15 protein-coding genes and 3 pseudogenes are annotated in these 20949 nt (G+C 69.3%); 9 read left to right on the forward strand and 9 right to left on the reverse strand.

The window, feature by feature from the left end; translation table 11 throughout:
* Nucleotides 1–88: 88 nt before the first annotated feature.
* Complete coding sequence (locus ACZ5NH_RS31735; protein ID WP_468780095.1) at nt 89–2263, forward strand: FUSC family protein; 2175 nt, start codon at nt 89–91, stop codon at nt 2261–2263.
* A gap of 64 nt (nt 2264–2327) precedes the next feature.
* Nucleotides 2328–2490, forward strand: a pseudogene (locus ACZ5NH_RS31740) (SDR family NAD(P)-dependent oxidoreductase); the annotation flags it as partial.
* A gap of 349 nt (nt 2491–2839) precedes the next feature.
* Here the strand turns inward: ACZ5NH_RS31740 and putP are convergent.
* The 3 genes from putP to ACZ5NH_RS31755 form a co-directional block, all read right to left on the reverse strand.
* Nucleotides 2840–6424, reverse strand: coding sequence for a sodium/proline symporter PutP (putP, locus tag ACZ5NH_RS31745; protein ID WP_468780097.1), 3585 nt, complete (start codon nt 6422–6424; stop codon nt 2840–2842).
* Nucleotides 6425–6598: 174 nt separating this feature from the next.
* Nucleotides 6599–6757, reverse strand: coding sequence for a hypothetical protein (locus ACZ5NH_RS31750; RefSeq protein WP_468780098.1), 159 nt, complete (start codon nt 6755–6757; stop codon nt 6599–6601).
* 186 nt (nt 6758–6943) lie between these two features.
* The gene (locus ACZ5NH_RS31755; protein WP_451552219.1) at nt 6944–7681 is read right to left on the reverse strand and encodes a flavodoxin family protein; all 738 of its coding nucleotides are present in this window, start codon (nt 7679–7681) and stop codon (nt 6944–6946) included.
* A 176-nt stretch (nt 7682–7857) separates the two neighbouring features.
* Here ACZ5NH_RS31755 and ACZ5NH_RS31760 point away from each other — a divergent pair, with 176 nt between their 5' ends.
* Nucleotides 7858–9549, forward strand: coding sequence for an acetolactate synthase large subunit (locus tag ACZ5NH_RS31760; protein ID WP_468780100.1), 1692 nt, complete (start codon nt 7858–7860; stop codon nt 9547–9549).
* A 115-nt stretch (nt 9550–9664) separates the two neighbouring features.
* A pseudogene (locus ACZ5NH_RS31765) lies at nt 9665–9775 on the forward strand (IS5/IS1182 family transposase); the annotation flags it as partial.
* Nucleotides 9776–10146: 371 nt separating this feature from the next.
* On the opposite strand, the pseudogene ACZ5NH_RS31770 reads toward ACZ5NH_RS31765, so the two are convergent.
* The 3 genes and pseudogenes from ACZ5NH_RS31770 to ACZ5NH_RS31780 form a co-directional block, all read right to left on the reverse strand.
* Nucleotides 10147–10410: pseudogene (locus tag ACZ5NH_RS31770) on the reverse strand (FAD-dependent oxidoreductase); the annotation flags it as partial.
* A 360-nt stretch (nt 10411–10770) separates the two neighbouring features.
* Nucleotides 10771–11811 carry a fatty acid desaturase family protein gene (locus tag ACZ5NH_RS31775; RefSeq protein ID WP_468780152.1) on the reverse strand — a complete coding sequence of 347 codons (1041 nt, stop codon included), beginning with the start codon at nt 11809–11811 and terminating at the stop codon, nt 10771–10773.
* Between the two features lie 185 nt (nt 11812–11996).
* The gene (locus ACZ5NH_RS31780; RefSeq protein WP_365322477.1) at nt 11997–12200 is read right to left on the reverse strand and encodes a cold-shock protein; all 204 of its coding nucleotides are present in this window, start codon (nt 12198–12200) and stop codon (nt 11997–11999) included.
* 580 nt (nt 12201–12780) lie between these two features.
* On the opposite strand from ACZ5NH_RS31780, the gene ACZ5NH_RS31785 reads away from it, so the two are divergent.
* Together ACZ5NH_RS31785 and ACZ5NH_RS31790 are read left to right on the forward strand one after the other, a co-directional pair.
* Nucleotides 12781–13053, forward strand: a complete 273-nt coding sequence (locus tag ACZ5NH_RS31785; protein WP_468780102.1) for a hypothetical protein — start codon at nt 12781–12783, stop codon at nt 13051–13053.
* A 66-nt stretch (nt 13054–13119) separates the two neighbouring features.
* Nucleotides 13120–14334 (forward strand): N(5)-(carboxyethyl)ornithine synthase, encoded by a 1215-nt coding sequence (locus tag ACZ5NH_RS31790; protein WP_468780104.1) that lies wholly within the window; start codon nt 13120–13122, stop codon nt 14332–14334.
* A gap of 734 nt (nt 14335–15068) precedes the next feature.
* Here ACZ5NH_RS31790 and ACZ5NH_RS31795 read toward each other — a convergent pair.
* On the reverse strand, nt 15069–15518 hold the full coding sequence (locus ACZ5NH_RS31795) for a hypothetical protein (protein ID WP_468780106.1): 450 nt from the start codon (nt 15516–15518) through the stop codon (nt 15069–15071).
* A 203-nt stretch (nt 15519–15721) separates the two neighbouring features.
* Here ACZ5NH_RS31795 and ACZ5NH_RS31800 point away from each other — a divergent pair, with 203 nt between their 5' ends.
* On the forward strand, nt 15722–17407 hold the full coding sequence (locus ACZ5NH_RS31800) for a ribonuclease J (protein WP_468780108.1): 1686 nt from the start codon (nt 15722–15724) through the stop codon (nt 17405–17407).
* Nucleotides 17408–17730: 323 nt separating this feature from the next.
* Here the strand turns inward: ACZ5NH_RS31800 and ACZ5NH_RS31805 are convergent, their stop codons facing one another.
* On the reverse strand, nt 17731–18075 hold the full coding sequence (locus ACZ5NH_RS31805; RefSeq protein ID WP_468780110.1) for a MerR family transcriptional regulator: 345 nt from the start codon (nt 18073–18075) through the stop codon (nt 17731–17733).
* Nucleotides 18076–19241: 1166 nt separating this feature from the next.
* Between ACZ5NH_RS31805 and ACZ5NH_RS31810 the strand changes: the two genes are divergently transcribed.
* The gene (locus tag ACZ5NH_RS31810; protein ID WP_468780112.1) at nt 19242–19532 is read left to right on the forward strand and encodes an STAS domain-containing protein; all 291 of its coding nucleotides are present in this window, start codon (nt 19242–19244) and stop codon (nt 19530–19532) included.
* A 103-nt stretch (nt 19533–19635) separates the two neighbouring features.
* On the opposite strand, the gene ACZ5NH_RS31815 is transcribed toward ACZ5NH_RS31810, so the two are convergent.
* Nucleotides 19636–20124, reverse strand: coding sequence for a GNAT family N-acetyltransferase (locus ACZ5NH_RS31815; protein WP_388633038.1), 489 nt, complete (start codon nt 20122–20124; stop codon nt 19636–19638).
* A gap of 139 nt (nt 20125–20263) precedes the next feature.
* Between ACZ5NH_RS31815 and ACZ5NH_RS31820 the strand changes: the two genes are divergently transcribed.
* Nucleotides 20264–20944, forward strand: coding sequence for a PP2C family protein-serine/threonine phosphatase (locus ACZ5NH_RS31820; protein WP_468780114.1), 681 nt, complete (start codon nt 20264–20266; stop codon nt 20942–20944).
* Nucleotides 20945–20949: the final 5 nt, after the last annotated feature.

Consider the following 20949-nt stretch of genomic DNA (forward strand, 5'->3'; position numbering starts at 1 on the left):
GGGGTGTGCGCCCGCCTATCCACAGCGCACAGGAGGCGGCGGCGCGGCCGACGCGACCCGGCAGGGCGTTCCGGCTAGGCTCACATCCGTGACGTGGCTGCGGGCCTTGGGGGAGGTCGTGCGATCCGGGCTCACGATCGAGGAGACGCGGCTGGAGCCCCTGCTCGCGCTGCGCACGGCCGCTGGGGTGGCGATCGTCATCGGGCCGGCGCTGTGGCTGGTCTCCCCTGCGTATGCCGCGTCCGCCGCCCTCGGCGCCTACTCCGCGGGTGGGGCCACCTTCCAGCGCAGCTGGCGTCCACGCAAGGTGGTCGCGCTCGGCGCGGGCGCGGGTCTGGCGCTCAGCACCTTTGTGGGCTACCTGGCGGCGGGGCGACTCGTGACGTTCCTCCCACTGCTGGCCGTATGGGCCTTTGCCGCGGGAATGGCGTGGGCCGTCGGATCGACCGCTGGGATCGTCGCAGCGACGACGGTCGGCAGCATGCTGGTGACCATCACCCTGCCCACGAGCGTCGGGCGAGCCCTGGAGCACGCCGGGGTCATCGCGCTCGGGGGCGTGACGCAGGCCGTGCTGATCCTTCTGTTCCCGATCCGCCGTTGGGGAGCGCATCGTGACGCGCTCGCCGACGCCCTGGCCGCCGTGGCGGACTACGCCCGCCGGCTGCGGCACGATCCGACCGCCCCGTTCGACCCGGAGCCGTTGATGACGGCCCGGGACGCGGCCGCCGTGACGCCGTCACAGGCCCGAACCCGTCCCCCCGTCCTGCACGGCCCCCGGGGACTCGCCGAGCGCATTCGGCCGGTCGTCGCCGCGCTCGCCGACCCGGACGTCGGCGCTCCGGCGGAGGGACCCGGGCGGGACCGCGCACGGGAGTTGCTCGACGCGGCCGCCGACGTTCTGGATGCGGTCGCCCGTTCGATCCGCCGCGGCACTCCCGCCGAGGTGCGGCCCGGGAGCATGGACGTCCTGCGCGTCGACGAGGAGCACGAGGTACTGGAGGGCCCCGCGCGGCAGGCCGCCGAGCGGCTCGTGGAACTGCTCGGCGAGGCGTTGGAGATCGCCGGGAGCGGTGGCGCGCGCGGGAGGACGCCCACGCTGCCCGGCCCCGCGGGCGCCCAGTTCCTGGTACGCCCGACAATGTTCCGGCTGGTCCCGGTCGTCCTCCGGGCGGTCCGCCGTGAGCTCCGCCGGGACTCGCCCGTGTTCCGGCACGCCGTCCGCCTGGCGGCGGTGGCCACGCTCGGCTATCTGATCGCCGCCCGGCTCCCCCTGGGCCACGGCTACTGGGCGCCCATCGCCTCGGTGATGGTGATGCGGCCGGACTTCCACCGGACGTACGCGCGTGCGGTGGCCCGTCTCGCCGGGACCCTGGCGGGGGTCGCGCTCGCCACCGGGATGGTGCGGGCCCTGGGCCCGGATGCCCATGTGTTCGGCGCGCTGGCGGTGGTCTCGGCGGGCCTGTCGTACGCGCTGAACCGTACCGGTTACGCCTACTCCCAGTGCTTCACCGCCGCGTACGTCGTCTTCCTGCTCGGCATGGGCGGCCAGGCATGGGAGCAGACAGTCCCGGAGCGGGTGGTGCTCACCCTGCTCGGCGGAGCCCTGGCGATGCTGGCGTACGTGGTGTTCCCCGCATGGGAGACACCCCGACTGCCGGGGCGGCTTGCGGACTGGCTCGCCGCCAACGGCCGCTACGCGGCCGCGGTGCTCCGCAACTACGCCGAGCCGACCCGGGAGCATCACGCCGACATGCGCAGAGCACTGCTGGAGAGCAGGGAGGCACGTGCCGCCTGGCAGGAGGCATACGACCGGGCAAAGCAGGAACCGGTCCGCCCCAGGGGTCTGACGTCGCGCGAGGCGCAGGAGGCGCAGGAGGCGCTCAAGGGGTTCGGCCGCGCGGCGATGCTCATGGAGAGCCACGTCCCGCGGGCCGACAGCCGTTTCGTCCCCGAGGCGGAGCGATTCGCCGAGGCCCTGGAGACGGACACCGCGAAGGCAGCAGTCGCCGTGCGCGAGCACAGGAATCCGGACTGGGGAGGCGTGGAGGAGGCGCTCCACGCCTGGGAGGACGCCGCCGGCAATGGGAGCCCGGTCGTGCGGCGCGAGGCGGAACTGCAAAAACGGGCCTTGGAAGACCTCGCGACAGCCGTGAGCCGCACACCCCTGGAACGGGACGTCGGCTCTGCTCGCGAGGAACAGCGGGTGCGGGCGACCCTGGCGGCGGAAGGTAACGGAGCAGGGCCCGCGCACCGGGGTGGATGACGGCGCCGACGACGGAGAGCGCTGCGCCTGCTGGAACGGGAAATAGTCTCCCGGCCGCGTCCAGACCGCGGCGTCGGCGGGCCGCACAGTGACAGTGGGCAGCTCCGCGGCGCGGTCCGAGCGACTGGACCTCGGCGATCTGCAGTTGCTTCGGCTTCGAACTCGATCGCCGACTGCGCACCTTCGCCAGCACGGTGCTCAGTGTGGTGGCCCACCCCGGCGGCGCACCCGGTCCTGGGAACACGAGGAAGCCCCGGTTGTCGCCGATCCAGCCATCGCGGAATCGTACGACCTGGTACGAGGCCACCTCCTCCAAGCCGTTCCCCATACGTACCGCGGCGCCTACAAGAGAGAGGCAGACCGTCTGCTGCTGGCGCTACTGGCTTTCGCGTGTGGGGTCAGCTGTCGCCGGGTGTTTGAGGACTCACACTGACCTGTTGCTGACTTTCCTGACGGCGCGCCAGTCCATGGGGAGACGTGTGAAGCTCGTCGTCAGCGACAGTCAGCGCCCCGCTGCCCCGTCTGCGGGAGCCATCAGTTCCACGTTGTGCGGCGATGGCGGATCCGCCCGCCGGGCTAGCCGATCGCGTCGGCCGCAATGACCTGCTCCGTCCAGATGATCTTGCCGGTCTTCGTGTACCGGGTGCCCCACCGGCGGGCCATCTGGGCAACGATCAGCAGCCCCCGTCCCCCCTCGTCGGTGGTCCGCGCGTGACGCAGCCGTGGCGCGGTGCTGCTGGCGTCGGAAACTTCGCAGATCAGGCCGCGGTCCCGGATAAGGCGCAGGCAGACCGGTCCGGCCGCATGGCGGATCGCGTTGGTCACCAGCTCACTGACGATGAGTTCCGTGGTGAACGTCAGCTCGGGGATGCCCCACTCAGTCAGCTTCTGAGCCGCGAGGTCGCGGGCGTGCGCGACGGCAGCCGGATCGATTGGCAGGTCCCAGGAGGCGACGCGGTCCGGAGCCAGGACACGGGTGCGGGCGAGGAGCAGGGCCGCGTCGTCGGCAGGCGGACCCGTCAGCAGGCTGTCGATGACTCGTTGGCCGGTCTCCGCCAGGGTCGGCAGGGGCGCCGTGAGGGCATCGCCCAGCCGGGAGAGCCCGACGTCGATGTCCCGGTCGACGGACTCGATGAGGCCGTCGGTGTAGAGGGCGATGAGGCTGCCGTCTTCCAGCTCGGTCTCGATGGACTCGAACGGGAGGTAGCCGAGGCCGAGTGGCGGTCCGGCGGGCAGGTCCAGAATGTCGGCGGCGCCGTCGGGAGCGACGATCATCGGGGGGAGGTGACCGGCCCGGGCCATGGTGCACAGCCTGCTGACCGGGTCGTAGACGGCGTACAGGCAGGTGGCGCCCAGGAACGCGGTGCCCGTCGCCTCGCCCTCGGCCGCCAGGGGAGCATCGATGTCGTGCGCCCCCATGAGTCCGATGACCAGGTCGTCCAGACGGGCCAGCAGTTCGTCCGGAGACAGGTCGAGGTTGGCGAGCGTGCGTACCGCGACGCGCAGGCGCCCCATGGTCGCCGCCGCGTTGATGCCGTGCCCTGCCACGTCCCCGACGACCAGGGCGACCCGTGCTCCGGAGAGCGGGATCACGTCGAACCAGTCGCCGCCCACACCGCTGGGGGCATCCGCCGGCAGGTACCACGAGGCCACCGCGAGGGCGGACCCTCCCGTCAGGTCCTGCGGCAACAGGTAGCGCTGCATGGAACGGGCCGCCGTGCGCTCACGGGTGAAACGGCGTGCGTTGTCGATGCACACCGCCGCACGGGAGACGAGTTCCTCGGCGAGGCGGACGTCGTCGTCCTCGAAGGGGCCCAGCCGCCGGGACCGGGCGAACGTCGCCACCCCCAGGGTGACGCCGCGCGCCCGCACGGGGACCACCATCACCGAGCGGAAGTCGTAGTCCAGGAACGAGGCGCCCAGCGTCTCGTCCACGGTCACCCACGGACTGTTGGTGCGGTCAAGGACCCGTTCGACCAGGGTCCTGCTCTCCAGCAGACAGCGGGTCACGGGCGACGCGGGCGCACGTCGGACTGTTTCCCCCACGGCAAGGGACGCCTCGGGGCATCCCTCACGGACCGACCGCTGGGCCGCACGGCGGATGACGGGTGACATACCGACCGGCCCGGGAGCCGGCTCCTCGCCCCTCGTGACCGAGTCCAGCAGGTCGACGGCGACGAAGTCCGCGACGGCCGGCACCGCGTCGTCGGCCAGTTCCTGCGCAGTCCGCGTCACGTCCAGGGTGCTCCCGATGCGCGCAGCGGCGTCGTTGAGCAGGGCCAGGCGCTCCTGCGCCCGCCACCGCTCAGTGACATCAATGATCATGTACCAGACACCGACATTCCGGTCGTGACGGTCCTTCATCGCGAAGAAGGAGGCAGAGATCGCGCGGCCTCGGTCGTGCACCGTGTAGCCGGCGCCGCGGTACTCGAAGTCCATCACCGGCGCACCGGTCCGAAGAACCTCGCGCATCTTCTCCTCGAAGGCGTCGGCCTCGGCCTGCGGCAACACCTCCGCCATCCGCCGCCCCAGCCGCCGCTTCAGCGAGATCTGGCGGTCCAGCGGCTCGTTCACCCAGACGTACCGCAGATCCGTGTCGAGAACGGCGATGCCGACCGGCGCGTGGCTGAGGAAGGGGGTGAGCATCAGCTGGCTCACCCCGCCGCCTGGCATCCGCCAGAAGGCCCGTTTCGGAGGCCGGCCGACGAACCTGCCGAAGATCAGGGCCGCGACCGTGGCGACCATGACGCCCGGAATGATCTCGTAGACGCCCGACCAGAAGGGGCCGTGCAGCGGCTTGACCACACGCCACAGGAGCACCGTGACTGCGCCGGACACGATCCCGGCCATGGCCCCCGCCCAGGTCATGCGCGGCCAGTACAGCGAGAGCAGGACCACCGGGCCGAAAGCGGCCCCGAAGCCCGCCCAGGCGTAGCCCACGATCCCCAGCAGCTCGCCGCCTCTCAGCGCGATCACGGAGGCCACGAGGGTCACGGCGACGACGGCGGAGCGACCCACCCACACCAGTGCCTCGTCCGAGACGCGCCGCTTGAGGAACGCGTGGTAGAAGTCCTCCGTGAGTGCGACGGACGACACGAGGAGCTGGCTGTCCGCGGTCGAGATGATCGCGGCGAGCACCGCGATCAGCATCACACCGGCGCCCCACGGACTGAACAGGGTCCGGCTCAGAGCGATGTACACCGTCTGCGGGTCATGGAGCGGTGTGCCGAACTGCGCGATGCCCAGCAGGCCGACCACTGTGGCACCGGCCAGCACCACGACCACCCACCCGGTCTCGATACGACGGGCCGCGGGTACGGCGCTGGTGCTGCGGATGCCCATGAAGCGGGCCAGGATGTGCGGCTGCCCGAAGTAGCCGAGGCCCCACGAGAGCAACGAGATGATCGAGACGGCGCCGAGCGACCCGCCGCCTCCCGACCACCGGCCGTCCGTGAAGCCGACTTTGGCACCCATGTCCAGCAGGCTGGGCGTCTTGCTGTCGAGGGAGTCACGAAGCGCACCGAAGCCGCCGAGCGTCGCGATACCTACGACGGGGAGGACGAGCAGGGCGAGGAACATCAGCGTGGCCTGCATGACGTGGGTCAGGCTCACGGCCAGGAAGCCGCCCAGGCATGAGTAGACGACGATCACAAGGGCGGTCAGGGCCACCCCGAGCCGGAAGCCGGCGCCGAAGATGTGCCCGAATAGCAGCCCGCCGGCCACCAGTCCACTGGCCACGTACACAGTGAAGAACACAAGGGTCACCGCCGCCGAGACCATCCGGAGCATCCGTGTGCGGTCCTCGAACCGCTCCTCCAGGTAGGCCGAAAGGCTCACCGCGTTCCCTGCGCGCTCGGTGTAGGTGCGCAGCCTCGGCGCGACGAACAACCAGTTGAGGTACGTACCGAGCACCAGGCCGACCGCGATCCAGCTGGCGCCGACACCGGCCGCGTACACCGCTCCGGGGAAGGCGAGGAACAGCCAGCCGGACATGTCGCTGGCCCCTGCGGACAGGGCGGCGACGAACGCGGGGAGCCTGCGGCCGCCCAGGGCGAAGTCGGCGAAGGTGTGCGTACGGCGGTAGGCCCAGACACCTGTTCCGATCATGACGGCCACGTACACGAGGAACGTGGCCACGATCGGCGCACTCAAGTCGGACATACTGCCTCGCCTGCGAGGTTCATGCACGGGCCTACAACCGCACGACTGACAGTCGCGATCCCTACTGCACAAATGTACAGATTCCGGTCGCCGTCGGCGGCCGGTGCCGCCCGCGCCGGTGTCAGCACGGGCACTCCGTCACGCCGAGGTCGACGAGGACCGCCATCACAGCGATCAGGCACGATAGTCATGTCCCTCCGGCATGGGCAGCCCGATCAGGAGCAGCGTCACGTCATCGTCATGTGTGGCCGTGTCTGGCAGGAGGGTCTTGATCAGCAGGTCGGCGGTCTTGTCGAGGCTCTCCTGATCTGCGGGTACTCCTTTCAGCGCCAAGTCGAGCGTGCGGGCGAGGGTGTCGATCTGCGGTGCAGCAGGCTACGAGGATCCCCCTCACCGCCCGGAACGGCCCGGGGCCAGGGGCAGCAGCCCGAGGCGGTGCACAGCCCTCGGCTATGAACGGTCGCCCACGCCGCCGCAGCCGTCCCCGACGGCCGCCCGCCAGTTTCCCTCGGCATCACGTTACCGGTGCTCGGGGTTCTCGTAGTCGCGGCGGCAGCCGGCGTCCCAGGCGGTGCGCTGGTTGCCGTAGGCGGGGATGCCGCCGAGGTCCTTCAGCGCACGGGCCAGGTGGAGCAGGTTCCAGGTCATGAAGGTGGTGTTGCGGTTGGTGAAGTCGTTCTCCGGTCCGCCCGAGCCCGGATCGAGGTACGAGGGGCCCGGGCCCGCTTCGCCGATCCATCCGGCGTCCGCCTGGGGCGGGATGGTGTAGCCCAGGTGCTGGAGGCTGTAGAGGACGTTCATGGCGCAGTGCTTGACGCCGTCCTCGTTGCCGGTGATCAGGCAGCCGCCGACGCGGCCGTAGTAGGTGTACTGGCCTGCTTCGTTGAGCAGGCTGGAGCAGGCGTATAGGCGTTCGATCACCTGCTTCGTCACCGAGCTGTTGTCGCCGAGCCAGATGGGTCCGGCCAGGACGAGGATGTCGGCCGCCAGGACCTGCTGGTAGATATCCGGCCAGGCGTCCGTCTTCCAGCCGTGCTCCCGCATGTCGGGCCACACCCCGGTGGCGATGTCGTGGTCCACTGCCCGCACGACATCGACGCGCACGCCCTGCGCGTCCATGATGGCGGTGCTGCGGTCGATCAGTCCCTGGGTGTTGCTCGTCTCCGGTGAGCGTTTGAGGGTGCAGTTGATCACCAGCGCACGCAGGTCGTCGTACCGGGCCGGCGGTGCGTCGGTGTCGGGCGACGAAGGGGTCACACGGTCCTCCCGGAGTTCCACCGCCGCTCTGTGCACGGCGGTTCGTTCTCACCTCGCCAGCGTGCGGTCCGACCGCGGCAGCCGCCACCACAACGCCTCCAAATAGCCACAGTGGTCCACGCCCCGTCGGCGGCGGACGAGTGGCCCGGGCAGCCAGGTGTACCTACGTTCGCCTCATGAGCACCGAAGGCGCGACCAAGGCGCGGACCACGGCAGCAGCGGACGACGTCGCACACCTGCTGGTGCGCTGTCTGCGAGCCGAAGGCGTCGAGTACGTCTTCGGGATCCCCGGCGAGGAGAACATCCGCTTCGTCGACGCCCTGAGTGGCTCCGGGATCCGGTACATCCTGGTGCGCCACGAGCAGGCCGCCTCGTTCATGGCCGAGATCTACGGACGGCTGACCGGTCGGGCCGGGGTGTGTTCGGCCACTCTGGGCCCCGGCGCGATCAACCTGCTGCTCGGCACCGCCGATGCCATGACCAACAGCGCACCGATGGTGGCCCTTGCCGCCCAGGGCTCGCTGCGCCGCACCCACAAGGAGTCGCATCAAGTCATCGATCTGGTATCGATGTTCGCCCCCGTCACTCAGTGGGCAGCCCGCGTGGAGTGCCCTGACGCGGTGCCGGAGATGACACGCAAGGCTTTCAAGATCGCGCAGAGCGAGCGCCCCGGTGCCGTGTTCCTGGCCGTGCCCGAGGACATCGAAGCGGAGCGGCCCGCTGAGCATGTGGCGCCCCTGCAGATCGACACAGTGCACGCCGCCGCGCCGTCACTCACGCAGATCGCGCGGGCGGTCGAGGTGCTCACCACGGCACGGCGTCCCGTCGTGCTGGCAGGCCATGGCGCCGCGAGAGCTCGGGCCTCGGACGCTCTCGTGCGGTTCGCCGAACGACTGAACATCCCGGTCGCGACTACCTTCCACGGCAAAGGCGTCTTCCCCGACGATCATCCGAACGCCCTCGGCGCGGTCGGCTTCATGCGCCACGACTACAGCAACTTCGGCTTCGACACCGCCGACGTGGTGATCTGCGTCGGCTACGAGATCCAGGAATTCGACCCCACCAAGATCAACCCCAACGGCGACAAGCGCATCGTGCACGTACACCGCTTCCCCTCCGAGGTGGACGCACATTACCCGGTCGCAGTGGGCATCGAGGGCGACCTGTCGCAGGCGCTGGACGCACTCGCTTCGGCACTGCCCGAAGGGTTCACCTACGGCGCGGAAAGCAGCGTGAAGATCCGTACGCTGCTCGACGACGAACTCGCGTACGGTCGTGACAACGACGCGTTCCCGCTGGTGCCCCAGCGTGTGGTGAGCGATGTCCGGACCGCGCTGGACCGCCACGACATCGTGCTCGCCGACACCGGCGCCGGGAAGATGTGGATGTCCCGCCTCTACCCCACCTACGAACCGGACACCTGCCTGGTCTCCAACGGCTTGTCCACCATGGGCTTCGCACTGCCGGGCGCCATCGCCGCCAAACTGGCCCGACCCGACCGGCGCGTCCTGGCCATGATGGGCGACGGCTCCTTCCTGATGAACTCCCAGGAACTCGAGACCGCCGTCCGCGAACACATCCCCCTGATCGTCCTCGTCCTGGTGGACGAGGAATACGGGCTCATCACCTGGAAGATGGAACTCGAACTCGGCCGCCACAGCCACACCCGCTTCACCAACCCGGACCTGGTCGCCTACGCCGAAAGCTTCGGCGCACACGGCTACCAGGTCGAGTCCGCCGACCAGCTGCTGCCCGCACTGCGCCGCGCCCTCGACGACGAAGGCGTCTCCGTGATCGCCTGCCCCGTCGACTACACCGAGAACCTGCGCCTGACCGACCGACTCGGCAGCCTCAGCGGACCGTTCTGACCCGCGACCCAGGTCCTCGACACTCGAGCCGTCCACCTGCTGGGAGCACGAGAGACCACAGCAGGTCGGTGACAACGGCTGGCGCAATGAGGCGGATGAACGCTGATCGCCGTGTCTGAGGCGGGAGTTGAGCGTCCGGTTCGATGCGTCGTCGCCGTGGATGTGTCATGAGCCGTGGGACAGCCTCGAGCCGCTGCTGCCGCAGCGTGAGCGGCGCTTTCGCTACTCGAACACGACCTTCGTAACAGGGCGCCGGGCGGGGCAGCAGGTCCCTGCCACTGGTGCAGGTCAGCGAGCCGGACACCGTCCGACCCGGTGCTGACCTTTTGCTGACCCGTAGGCGGCGATCAGAACCCTGACCTGCGGAAACACCCAAACGCTAGATCTTGGACTTGAACATGGTGCGCAGCGCTTGGGTCTCCAGAGGGTTGGCTCCCTGCCTGCTTTTGCACGTCAAGGGCGTTTGTCACTCTACATCGACACGGTTTTCCAACGGGGCGCCGACCAACCCAAGGGCTGAAGCTGACCAGTCGCTGACTTACCTGACGGCACGTCCGCAATGAAGTCGTAAGGACCCTACGCGACGGACGCGCACTAGCGGACCACCGTGCAGGGCCGTTCGGGCGTGAGGTGCGCGGCGTACCGCTGGACGGCCGGGTGGTTCGGCTGGGCTCCGGGAATCAGCCGCGCGTCGAGCAGCTCGGGCGCGAAGTCGCGGCGACGGCGCGGAAATGGCCCTGCTTCGAGGAGGAGCACGGTACGGCCTGCGTCCTCGCTCAAGCGCGCCGCCAACGCGGCGCCGGAAGCCCCTGCTCCGACCACGATCACATCGGCGGACGTTCGGTCCGTGGTCTCACCCACGGGGACGGCCGGACGGAGGCGTGACGCCGTCGGCGGAGAGCCACCACAGTCTCGGGCGAAGCGGCTCGGTGGTGCGCTCCCGGGCGCAGCCCTTCCAGAGACCGAGGCTGTAGGCCAGGTCATCGGCGAGGCGCGTGACCGTCCAGGACAGGACCGGAAGACGGGGCGGCTGCGTCGGTGTTCCAGCAGCGGGGGCAGAAGGGCGGCTGCGGCCAGCGGGATCCTCAGCCGGGGTACGGCTGCGGCCAGTGGCCACCAGATTCGCGCCACGGCACGGCCGAGCTGCTCGCCTGCCAGCAAGGTGCCGCCTCCGCTCAGCCTGACCGCCGTGGTCCCGGTCGGTCACGGACGGCGAAGTGATCAGTACTCCAGCTCGGGGCGCAGCGGGCCGCCGACCCTGTGGAGGTACCGCAGTACCTGGGCGTAGGAGTTGAAGAGCCCGGTCTCGTGGTAGGCGATGCCGTGCTGGGCGCAATACCTGCGCACGAGTTCCTGGGCATGCCGCAGGCTGGGTCGCGGTATGGAGGGGAACAGGTGGTGTTCGATCTGGTAGTTCAGCCCGCCGAGCACGAAGTCGGTGAACCGGTGGCCGCGGATGTTGCGTGAGGTCAATACCTGCCGACGCAGGAAGTCGATCTTGTCGTCCTTGGCGAACAGGGCCATGCCCTTGTGGTTGGGGGCGAACGAGCATCCCATGTACAGCCCGAACAGCCCTTGGTGCACGAGAAGGAAGCACACGGCCTGGACAGGGGACAGGACCAGGAACAGAGCGGCGAGGTAGCCGCCCAGGTGCGCTGCCAGCAGTCCCACGTCGGCCAGCTTGGTTGTCCGCGAGTTTGTGGTGGCGGTGCGGTCGAGCAGCGCCCGTACACCGGCGACGTGCAGGGCGAGTCCTTCCAGAAGCAGCATCGGGAAGAACAGCCAGGCCTGGTGACGGGCCAGCCAGGCGTACGCCCCGCTGCGGACGCGCGCGTGGTCCTGGGTGAAGGCGATCGCACCGTCGGCGATGTCGGGGTCGCGGTCGACGTGGTTGGGGTGGGAGTGATGCCGGTTGTGCTTGGTGATCCACCAGCCGTAGCTGAGGCCGATCAGCAGGTCGGCGTGCACGCGGCCGAGCAGGTTGTTGACGCGCTTGGAGGCGGCGATCTGATGGTGTCCAGCATCGTGCCCGATGAACCCGGTCTGGGTGAACATCACCGCCAGGAAGGCGGCGGTCAGCAGCTGCCACCACGACTGTCCGATCACCGCGAACGCGGTCCAGCCGCCGGCCAGCAGAAGCAGGTTCGCGCCGATCTTCACGCAGTAGTAGCCCGGGCGGCGCGTCAGCAGCCCGCTCTGCCTCACCTCGCGGCACAGCGCGGCGTAGTCGCTGCCCCGGGTTCCGGGCGGAGGCTTGGTCATCTCGGCGTGGCCCGCAGGATCGGGGCTCCGGTGGCTGACGTCAGTGGTCACAGTGTTTCCTTCGGGAGGTACGGCGCTGCCCAAGGCGCGAGGGGCGGGGGTGCAGGATGCCGCAGGCGTCGGAAGTCCTGCGGAAGCCGCCCGAGGCAGGCCCACGGTGCGGGCCTGCCTCGGGAAGGGTGCCTTCAGAGCACGTGGACCTGGTCGGCCTGCATACCCTTGGGGCCCTGGCTGGCGGTGAACTCCACCCGCTGGTTCTCCTTCAGGGAGCGGAAGCCGTCGGTGTCGATCGCCGAGTGGTGGACGAAGACGTCGGCACCGGCCTCATCAGGGGCGATGAAACCGAAACCCTTCTCCGCGTTGAACCACTTCACTGTTCCTTGAGCCATGTGACGTCTCCTTCGAGATGGCGGCTGGGGCGGAATGTGCGCGATCACGCGATCCCGGGCTGTTGGTCGCCAACCGTCGAAGAAAACCCCGAAACGACGAAACGCCCGCTGCCAAGAACTCCGCGGGCGTTTCCACGTTCGCAAACTTCAACTACAACCACTGCCCCAACGTCCGGAGCGCCGGGAAGGTTCCCGCACGAGCCGGGAAGAGTTCGGTGACGCCCGGGCGGGTCGGCTCCGGCATCCGGCATCCGGCATCCGGCATCCGGCACGTGCCGACTCCGGAGAGGGAGTACGGTTGCGCCACCGAGGGCACCTCGCACGCCGTCATCAGTTTCGGCGTCGCCCTCGGACAACGGCAAAGGCCGGCGTACACCGGATCCGGCCGGAAATGAGCCGCGAGATGCCTCTTGGCCCGCACCGTCACGCCGTCTTCCGTATCCGGTCCCGCGCAGCGCGGTAGCGGATTTCCCGGCTTCGGGCTGCCCGGGGCACCAGGACATCTCGCGCACGACCTTGGGCCGCAGCACGGCTGGACCGATCAGCACGACTTCGAACCGATCTAGAGGATGCGGGACACATGTATTCACAGGACTCGATCCACGGCCGCCGCCGGGACCGCCCCGAACCGACCGCGGAGATGCTCTCCGGACTGGCCTGCCTCATCTGCGGCACCGACTACCGCGACGCACCCGACCCGGAGGCGGTGGTGGTTTCCCGCCGCGACGACGGGCAGCTCCTCGCCTGCCACGGGACGTGTGCACGCATGGCGAGCGGGTCGGCCGACGGTCTGGACGAAACGCCCCTCCCGCTGGACGAGCGCGTCCGCAGGCACCGGGCCGACGGCTTCTGACCCGGACATCCGGCAGCCAGACCATGCACGCCGAGAGCGCAGCGAAACGAAATGATGAGGAAGCGTATGAGCCTGATGAGTCTCGGAGTCCTCGCCTCCTCCCGCAAGGAGAACGAGTTCCGCCTGCCGTTGCACCCTGCTCACCTCGACCGGATCGCGCCGGACGTACGCGGGAGGATATTCCTGGAACAGGGCTACGGCGAACGGTTCGGTGTCGCTGACGACACGCTCCGACCGCTCGTGGCGGGCTTGCGCTCCCGCGAGCAACTCCTCGCCGAGTGCGACGTGTTGCTGCTGCCCAAACCCATGCACGACGACATCGCCGCGCTGCGTGAGGGCCAGGTGCTGTGGGGATGGCCGCACTGTGTGCAGGACGAGGAGCTGACCCAGCTCGCCATCGACCGACGGCTGACACTCATCGCCTGGGAGGCCATGAACCACTGGACGTCCACGGGCGCCTTCAGCGTCCATGTGTTCCACAAGAACAACGAGCTCGCGGGCTACTGCTCGGTACTGCACGCTCTGCAGCTCGGCGGGCTGACCGGCAGCTACGGACGGCGTCTGCGTGCTGTGGTCATCAGCTTCGGCGCCACGGCGCGCGGCGCGGTCACCGGCCTGGGCGCCATGGGGGTCTCCGACGTCACGGTGCTCACCCAGCGCGCAGCGGCAGCGGTGGCCTCGCCGATGCCCTCGGTCGTGATGGGCCACTTCGCACAGCAGGAGGGCGATTCGTCGCGCCTGCACGCATTCACCGCGGCCGGTTCCCTGCCGCTGGCGGAGTACCTGGCCGGGTTCGACATCATCGTCAACTGCGTCTTGCAGGACACCGACGCGCCGCTCATGTTCGTCACCGAAGAGGAACTCACCCTGTTCCGGCCGGGGACCTTCTTCATCGACGTCGCCTGCGACGAAGGCATGGGCTTCGCGTGGGCCCGTCCCACCACCTTCGGCGAGCCGATGCCCACGGTGGGGACGGGCTGCCACTACTACGCAGTGGATCACAGCCCGTCCCACCTGTGGAACTCGGCCACGTGGGAAATCAGCGAGGCACTCCTGCCGTACCTGCGCAAGGTCATGAGCGGCCCCGCGGTCTGGGAGGCCGACCCCACGGTCAGAAAGGCCATCGAGATCCGCGACGGCGTCGTCCTGAACCCAAAGATTCTCTCCTTCCAGCACCGAACAGCCGCCTACCCCCACGCCCCCAAGTCCCTGGCCCACACCCCCAAGGCCCCGGCCCCCGCCCTCGCCCCGGTGCTGCACTCTCCCGCGCAGCAGGCCTGACACACCCCGGACCGAGCGTGGAGCCCTGTTCGAAAGGGTGACGACGGCCTGGATGCCAGGGACGTCTGCCAGGCACGCGGCTTCGGGACCGAGTTCCACCACACCGAGAACACCCCTGCAGAGCCGAACGCCTGGTCGGCCGACGTTCCACAACGGACGCTACGTGCGGCAGGGGCCCGTGCGCCGTGCGGCAGCATCGCGGCTGCCGCACGGCCGGGGCCTGCCCGCTACCCGTGCAGGACCTGTGTGCCGGCTGCCCCATGCACATGCAGCGCTGTACACACCCCGAGCGTTGCAGTACTGACTGGGGTCAGCGGCGGTGAGGCAGAGGACCAGGACCGACCAGCATGCTCCTCCACCACACGACCGAGCGCTTCCGCGTCATTTCACCTCTTCGCCATGCCCGAGGCGCATGACGAAGTCTCGGATGACGACGGTGGCGGGTACCCGTTCGACCAGGACTTCCTGCAGATCGGGGCGGATCACGACAGCACAACCGGTCATCCGCGGCCAGGCGAGGTGGTAGGAGCTCCTCGCGTACTCGGTGCGCCAACCAGATTAGCCGGAAGGCCAGCCCGCGGTCGTCTTCGAGGGTCAAGGGAGCCCCGGGCCGCAGGTGCAGCGCGGCACGGAGCCACCAGCACGCGGTGAGCGTGAGGTCGGGCAGCCTCAGACCGGGTTCCGGGTCCCCATCGTGATCAGCAAAATGACAGCCGTGTCCGGGCCGATGCCCATCACGGTGAGCAGCTGCGGGGCGTGGCCTTCCGCACGTCGGGCCAGTCGGCCTTCCAAGTCCGTGAGCTGCACGATTCACCGGGCCAGCAGACACAGGGTGGCGCGGGTGGCCTGCAGCCCCGCCTCTTCATCGTCCTGTCGTTCTTGCTGTCCTCGGCGAGCCGTGCGCAGGAACGGAAAAGTTCTGCGTTGTTCAGCCCGGCCAGTTCTTCCCGCAGGTTCGGGTCGGCACTGACGAGGACAGCCTTGAGCTGCTTGATCGCCTTCGTGCGGGCCTTGGCTGCCGAGCCCTTGGCGCGTCTGTACATCCGGGCGATCTGCACCGGTCCATCGGCTGAGTTGGCCTGGGCACGCGCCAGCCCGCTCAGCACCGCCCGGACCGCGTTCTGGGTGTCGAGCGGGTCCGACTTGCCGCGTCGGCGACGGTCGGTCCGGTCCGGACCGTTCACACGCCCTGGGCCAGCAGGTAGCGGGACAGGGCCGCCCCGAAGGAGCCGGTCCCCTCCGCTGCGGGCCCGCCGAACCGTGCCCAGCCCCCTGGTCCACTCCAGCAATTCGCTGTATCCGGCTGCGGCGGCCGGGCCTATCGAGTGCTCGTTGGATCACACAGGCAGTGGATCACCCTGTCCCGCTCACCGGGTACCGTCAGGGTATGAGTCATCCGCACCCCGAGCTGAAAGCCGCACCGCCCCTTCCCCAAGGAGGGCTGCGGGTCATCGCCCTGGGCGGCCTGGGTGAGATCGGCCGCAACATGACCGTCTTCGAGCACGCCGGCAAGCTGCTCATCGTCGACTGCGGTGTGCTGTTCCCCGAGGAGACCCAGCCCGGCGTGGACGTGATCCTGCCGGACTTCACCTCGATCCGGGACCGGCTGGACGACATCGTGGCCGTGGTCCTCACCCACGGCCACGAGGACCACATCGGCGGCGTGCCGTACCTGCTGCGCGAGCGGTCCGACATTCCCGTCGTCGGCTCCAAGCTGACGCTGGCGTTCCTGGAGGCCAAGCTCAAGGAACACGGCATCCGGCCGCGCTCGGTGCGGGTGCGGGAGGGCGACCGGCGTAGTTTCGGGCCCTTCGACTGCGAGTTCGTGGCGGTCAACCACTCCATCCCCGACAGCCTCGCGGTCGCGATCCGCACCCGGGCCGGGATGGTGCTGCACACCGGCGACTTCAAGATGGACCAGTTCCCTCTCGACGACCGCATCACGGATCTGCGCGCCTTCGCCCGCCTCGGCGAGGAGGGCGTGGACCTGTTCCTCACCGACTCCACCAACGCCGAAGTACCCGGCTTCACCACCTCCGAGCGGGAGCTGAACCCGGCGATCGAGCAGGTGATGCGCACCGCGCCGCGCCGGGTCATCGTCTCCAGCTTCGCCAGCCATGTGCACCGCATCCAGCAGGTCCTGGACGCAGCCCACCAGCACGGCCGCAAGGTCGCCTTCGTCGGCCGGTCGATGGTCCGCAACATGGGCATCGCCCGTGACCTGGGCTATCTGAAGGTCCCCTCCGGTCTGGTCGTGAGCACGAAGGAGCTGGAGAAGCTCCCCGACCACAAGATCACGCTGGTGTGCACCGGCTCCCAGGGCGAACCGATGGCCGCGCTGTCACGGATGGCCAACCGCGACCACATGATCCGCATCGGCAAGGACGACACCGTCCTGCTCGCCAGCTCCCTCATCCCCGGCAACGAGAACGCCATCTACCGGGTGATCAACGGACTCACCCGGTGGGGCGCCCACGTGGTCCACAAGGGCAACGCCAAGGTGCACGTCTCCGGGCACGCCAGCGCCGGCGAACTCGTCTACTGCTACAACATCGTCAAGCCCCGCAACGTCATGCCCGTGCACGGCGAATGGCGCCACCTGCGGGCCAACGCCGACCTCGCCATCCGCACCGGTGTCGACCCCGACCGGGTCGTCATCGCCGAGGACGGCGTCGTCGTCGACCTGGTCGACGGACGCGCGTCCATCACCGGCAAGGTCCCCGCCGGCAACGTCTACGTGGACGGCATGGAAGTCGGCGGCGCCACCGAAGCGTCCCTGAAGGACCGCCTCACCCTCGCCGCCGAAGGCGTGGTCACGGTGGTGGCGATCGTCGACGCGGACACCGGCGCCCTCGCCGAGGCCCCCGACTTCCTGGCCCGCGGCTTCGTCCACGACGACGCCACCTTCGAGCCGGTCATCCCCGTCATCGAGAAGACCCTGGCCACCGCAGCCGAGGAAGGCGTCGGGGACGCGCGCCAACTCGAACAACTCCTCGCCCGCGCCGTGGCGAACTGGGCGTTCCGCACCTATCGCCGCAAGCCCCTGATCATCCCCGTCATCATCGACGCCTGAACCACAGCCCGGCAGCACGGTCCCCGCTCCGGCCGCGGCCCCGCCCGCAACGGACTCCCCGGGCGGTGCCGCCTCAGCGGCGGCCAGAAGCTGCCCAGTTCCAGATCTCCGCCACCCATGGCAACCTCCTATCGGTTGCCGCTCCTTCTTCCCCGGGTTCGCCCTCGTCACCCACTACATGCATCACGCCCGCTCGCGGTTCTCTCTTCCGGTGGAGTCCGGTTGACGCGGTGAGCCCGCCTGAGCTGCGGAACGGCGGTGCGGTCCCTCGGCGGCCTCATCAGCCGGCAGTGCAACGGTTGCCTCGGGTTCGGGCGTTCTGATCAGGTTGATGTCTGCGGCTGAGGTTTGCCGCCCTCGACGCGCAGTTGCTCGTTGATGCGCTGCGCCTCTTCGAGCTGGTCTTCGAGGATGACAATGCGGCAGGCGGCCTCTATGGCGGTGCCCTGGTCGACGAGTTCGCGGGCGCGGGCTGCGATGCGCAGCTGGTACCGGGAGTAGCGGCGATGGCCGCCGTCGGAGCGCAGCGGGGTGATCAGGCGGTGTTCACCGAGGGCCCGGAGGAAGGCAGGGGTGGTGCCGAGCATCTCGGCGGCCCGGCCCATGGTGTAGGCGGGGTAGTCGTCATCGTCGAGAGGGCCAACAGGACGGGAACCGGCAGGCGGCATAGACCTCTTCTTTCAGGGACGCGTCGGGGGGCCCGGGTGCCAGTACGGCACCCGGGCCCCGAGCTTTCAACACCATCTACCGGCGCGCTGCGCCGGCCTTCGTTTTCCGCAGGTTCCGCCTGGGAGGGCGGGGTTGCGGGGATCGCGAATGCGTGACCGGGGACCACCTTCCAATCCGGGGCCTTGCGGTACCCGGGCGGACTGCTTCCTCGCCCGGGCGATCCTGATGGCGTTCTGCTCCTTACCTTTCGATTACGCGGATACCGCGGGTGCTGCTCACAGCCCCGCTGGGGCCGTGTCCTTCTGGTCTACCTGCACAGCAGTTCGTGCCTGCTGTGCCCACTTCGACTTCTGGGTACGGAGACAACGCTAACCCTGCAGCGGCGGAATGTCTACCGTCACCATGACAGTTTTTCTCCATGGCAGGTGCGGCTGCTTCTACCGCAGGTACATCAGGAAGAGTGCTCACTCGAATGGCGGTCCCCGCTTCCCGTACAGCAGTCCTCGGTGAGACCGGCCCGGTGCTCGCCCACGCTGAACGGCGTCCCAAGCCGCGTACGCCCACCGCCACAACCCGGCGCCGAGGTCCAGATCAGGACCGCTCTCCGACTGGAGATCCTGCGAGACGTGGCCGCGCCCGAGCCACGTTCAGAGTGTCCTTCGGCTGGCACCGGGGACGGGCTCAGACATCCAGGAGGATGCGGGCCGTGATGCGTTTGCCGACCGCTTCCCGATCGACGGTGAGTTCCGGTGCGATGGCCTCACGATCTCCAGACAGTGCCGACCCACCCGTTGCGGGTCTGCTCGCCAGGCGGCCAGCAGCATGGGATCAGCGTCCCAGGCCGTACCTCCCCGCCGACCAAGCACAGCTGCACAAGGACGGGGCCGGGCACGTACTTGATTGGTGACCAGCTCGCTGATCACCAGCTGGGTCAGGCCCACGATCCGCTCAGACACCCCAGCCGGGGGGCCGCGGGTGGGGAAAGCTGCGGCTCGGTGGCGGGCTTCGGCGATGCTGGCTCCGTCATCAGCCAAGGCGATCGTCATCTCCATCGCGGTGCATCACCAGCACCACGCGCAGGCTGCTTTCCGTCCGGAAGCGCAAGGATGCCGACGTCGGTGACGGTTGTTGAGGAGAACGTGGAAGGCATCGACGGGCCACCAGAATGCAACCGCTTGTCGATCACGCGCGCCTGCTTCGAGGGCCTCGGCGTAGCGAGGTCTGCGGCGAAATCGACCGGGACCATGCCCCTCAGCTTTTCGATGCCGCAGCTGCTCACGGCGCCGCCTCGTACCGGACGGTGCTGGACCTCGACGGCGTCACGATCATGGACTCCAGCGGCGTCAACACTCTCCTCACCACCCACCGAACCGCGCGAAGCGCGGGGGGCCGGCTACGACTGGCAGCACCCAGTGCCTCCGTCGCACGCCTCTTCCAGATCGTCGGCCTCGGGTGAGGGAGAGGCCGCCGGCGCGGGCGATCCCCTCGTCAGGGCAGAGACGACGGCACACGGAGCGCCCCATGCAGGCGAAGCCGGTGCCCTGCGAACCGCCACCGCGTCATTCCGAAGGAATGCGAAACTCGAATTCGGGACGGTCCCACAGGACGGCGGGCGGCTTCGCGAGGGCGGTCCCGGTCCGTACTGCACCGACGCGGTGGTAGAAGTCCTCGGCGGGAAGGTGCGACACGACCATGACACGGTCGAGCCCGGCGGCACGGGCCTCGGACTGCATGTGCGCGACGAGCAGTCGTCCAATGCCCCGTCCTTGCGCTTCGTCGGCGACGAACAGCAGGTCGAGCTCCGGTGGAGCGAGGACGAGCGAGTAGAACCCGAGGATCCGGCCTCCGTGCTCGTCGGAGCCGACGGCCACGAAGGCGCGGTGGGCCTCGATGTAATCAGGACCGACCCGGTAGCCCGCGACTGCGGCTGCGTACTTACCCTCGTAGGCGCCTGAGCCACGCACGAGCCGTGTGAGCCGTTTGGCATCCCGCGCGACGGCCCTCCGTATGGTGATCGGCTGACTGATCGGGGAAGTGCGTGAACCCATCGGGAGAGTATTTCGCACCGGGGGGTGCCTTCGTGCGGAGGGGTCGGCTGCTCGGGCAGGCGTTCCTGCAGCGCTCCCGGGAACCGCTCGTCCAGACCCCGCCCTGCTCCTGTCCGGTACCGTCGGCAGCGCGCTCAGTTTGCCCGAGCACGGCCGGGTCCAGCTGGCCGCCCGGTACCAGCCCTCTCCGTCCGGCTCGCAGGTCGGTGGCGACTGGTACGACGCGTTCACGCTGAGGGACGGCACGCTCGCCCTCGTCATCGGCGACGTCGTGGGCCACGATCCGACCGCCGCGGCCGGCATGGCTCAGCTGCAGGACATCCTGCGCTCCCTCGCCTGGGACCACACCGGGCCGACCGGTGCCGTCGTGGACCGCCTCGACGACGCCATGCACGCCATCACGACCGTGCGATGGCCACCCTGTCCTCGCCCGGCTGGAAGGCCGGGACACGGGGCCCTGGACGCTTCGCTGGCCCAGTGCCGGGCACCCGCCGCCCCTGCTGCCGGCCCCGGCGGGAACACGCAGTACCTCGAAGCCGGGCAGGGACTGATTCCCGGAACCCACCTGGGCGTCGGCAGTCATCGTCCGAGTGCCGCTCGCGCCCTGCCGCCGGGGCCAACGCTCCTGTTGTACACCGACGGCCTGATCGAGCCTCCGGGCAGCGACCTGGACAGCGGGCTCGGCCGACTGCGCCGCCATGCCCTCGCCTCGCGCACGAACCGCTGCACACCCTGTGCGACCAGCTGTCCGCCCGGATGCCACCCGGCAGCACCGACGACATCGCCCTCCTCGCCCTGCGCTGACCGGGGCGGGCCGTGATCGAT

The sequence above is a fragment of the Streptomyces sp. NPDC031426 genome (assembly GCF_055581585.1).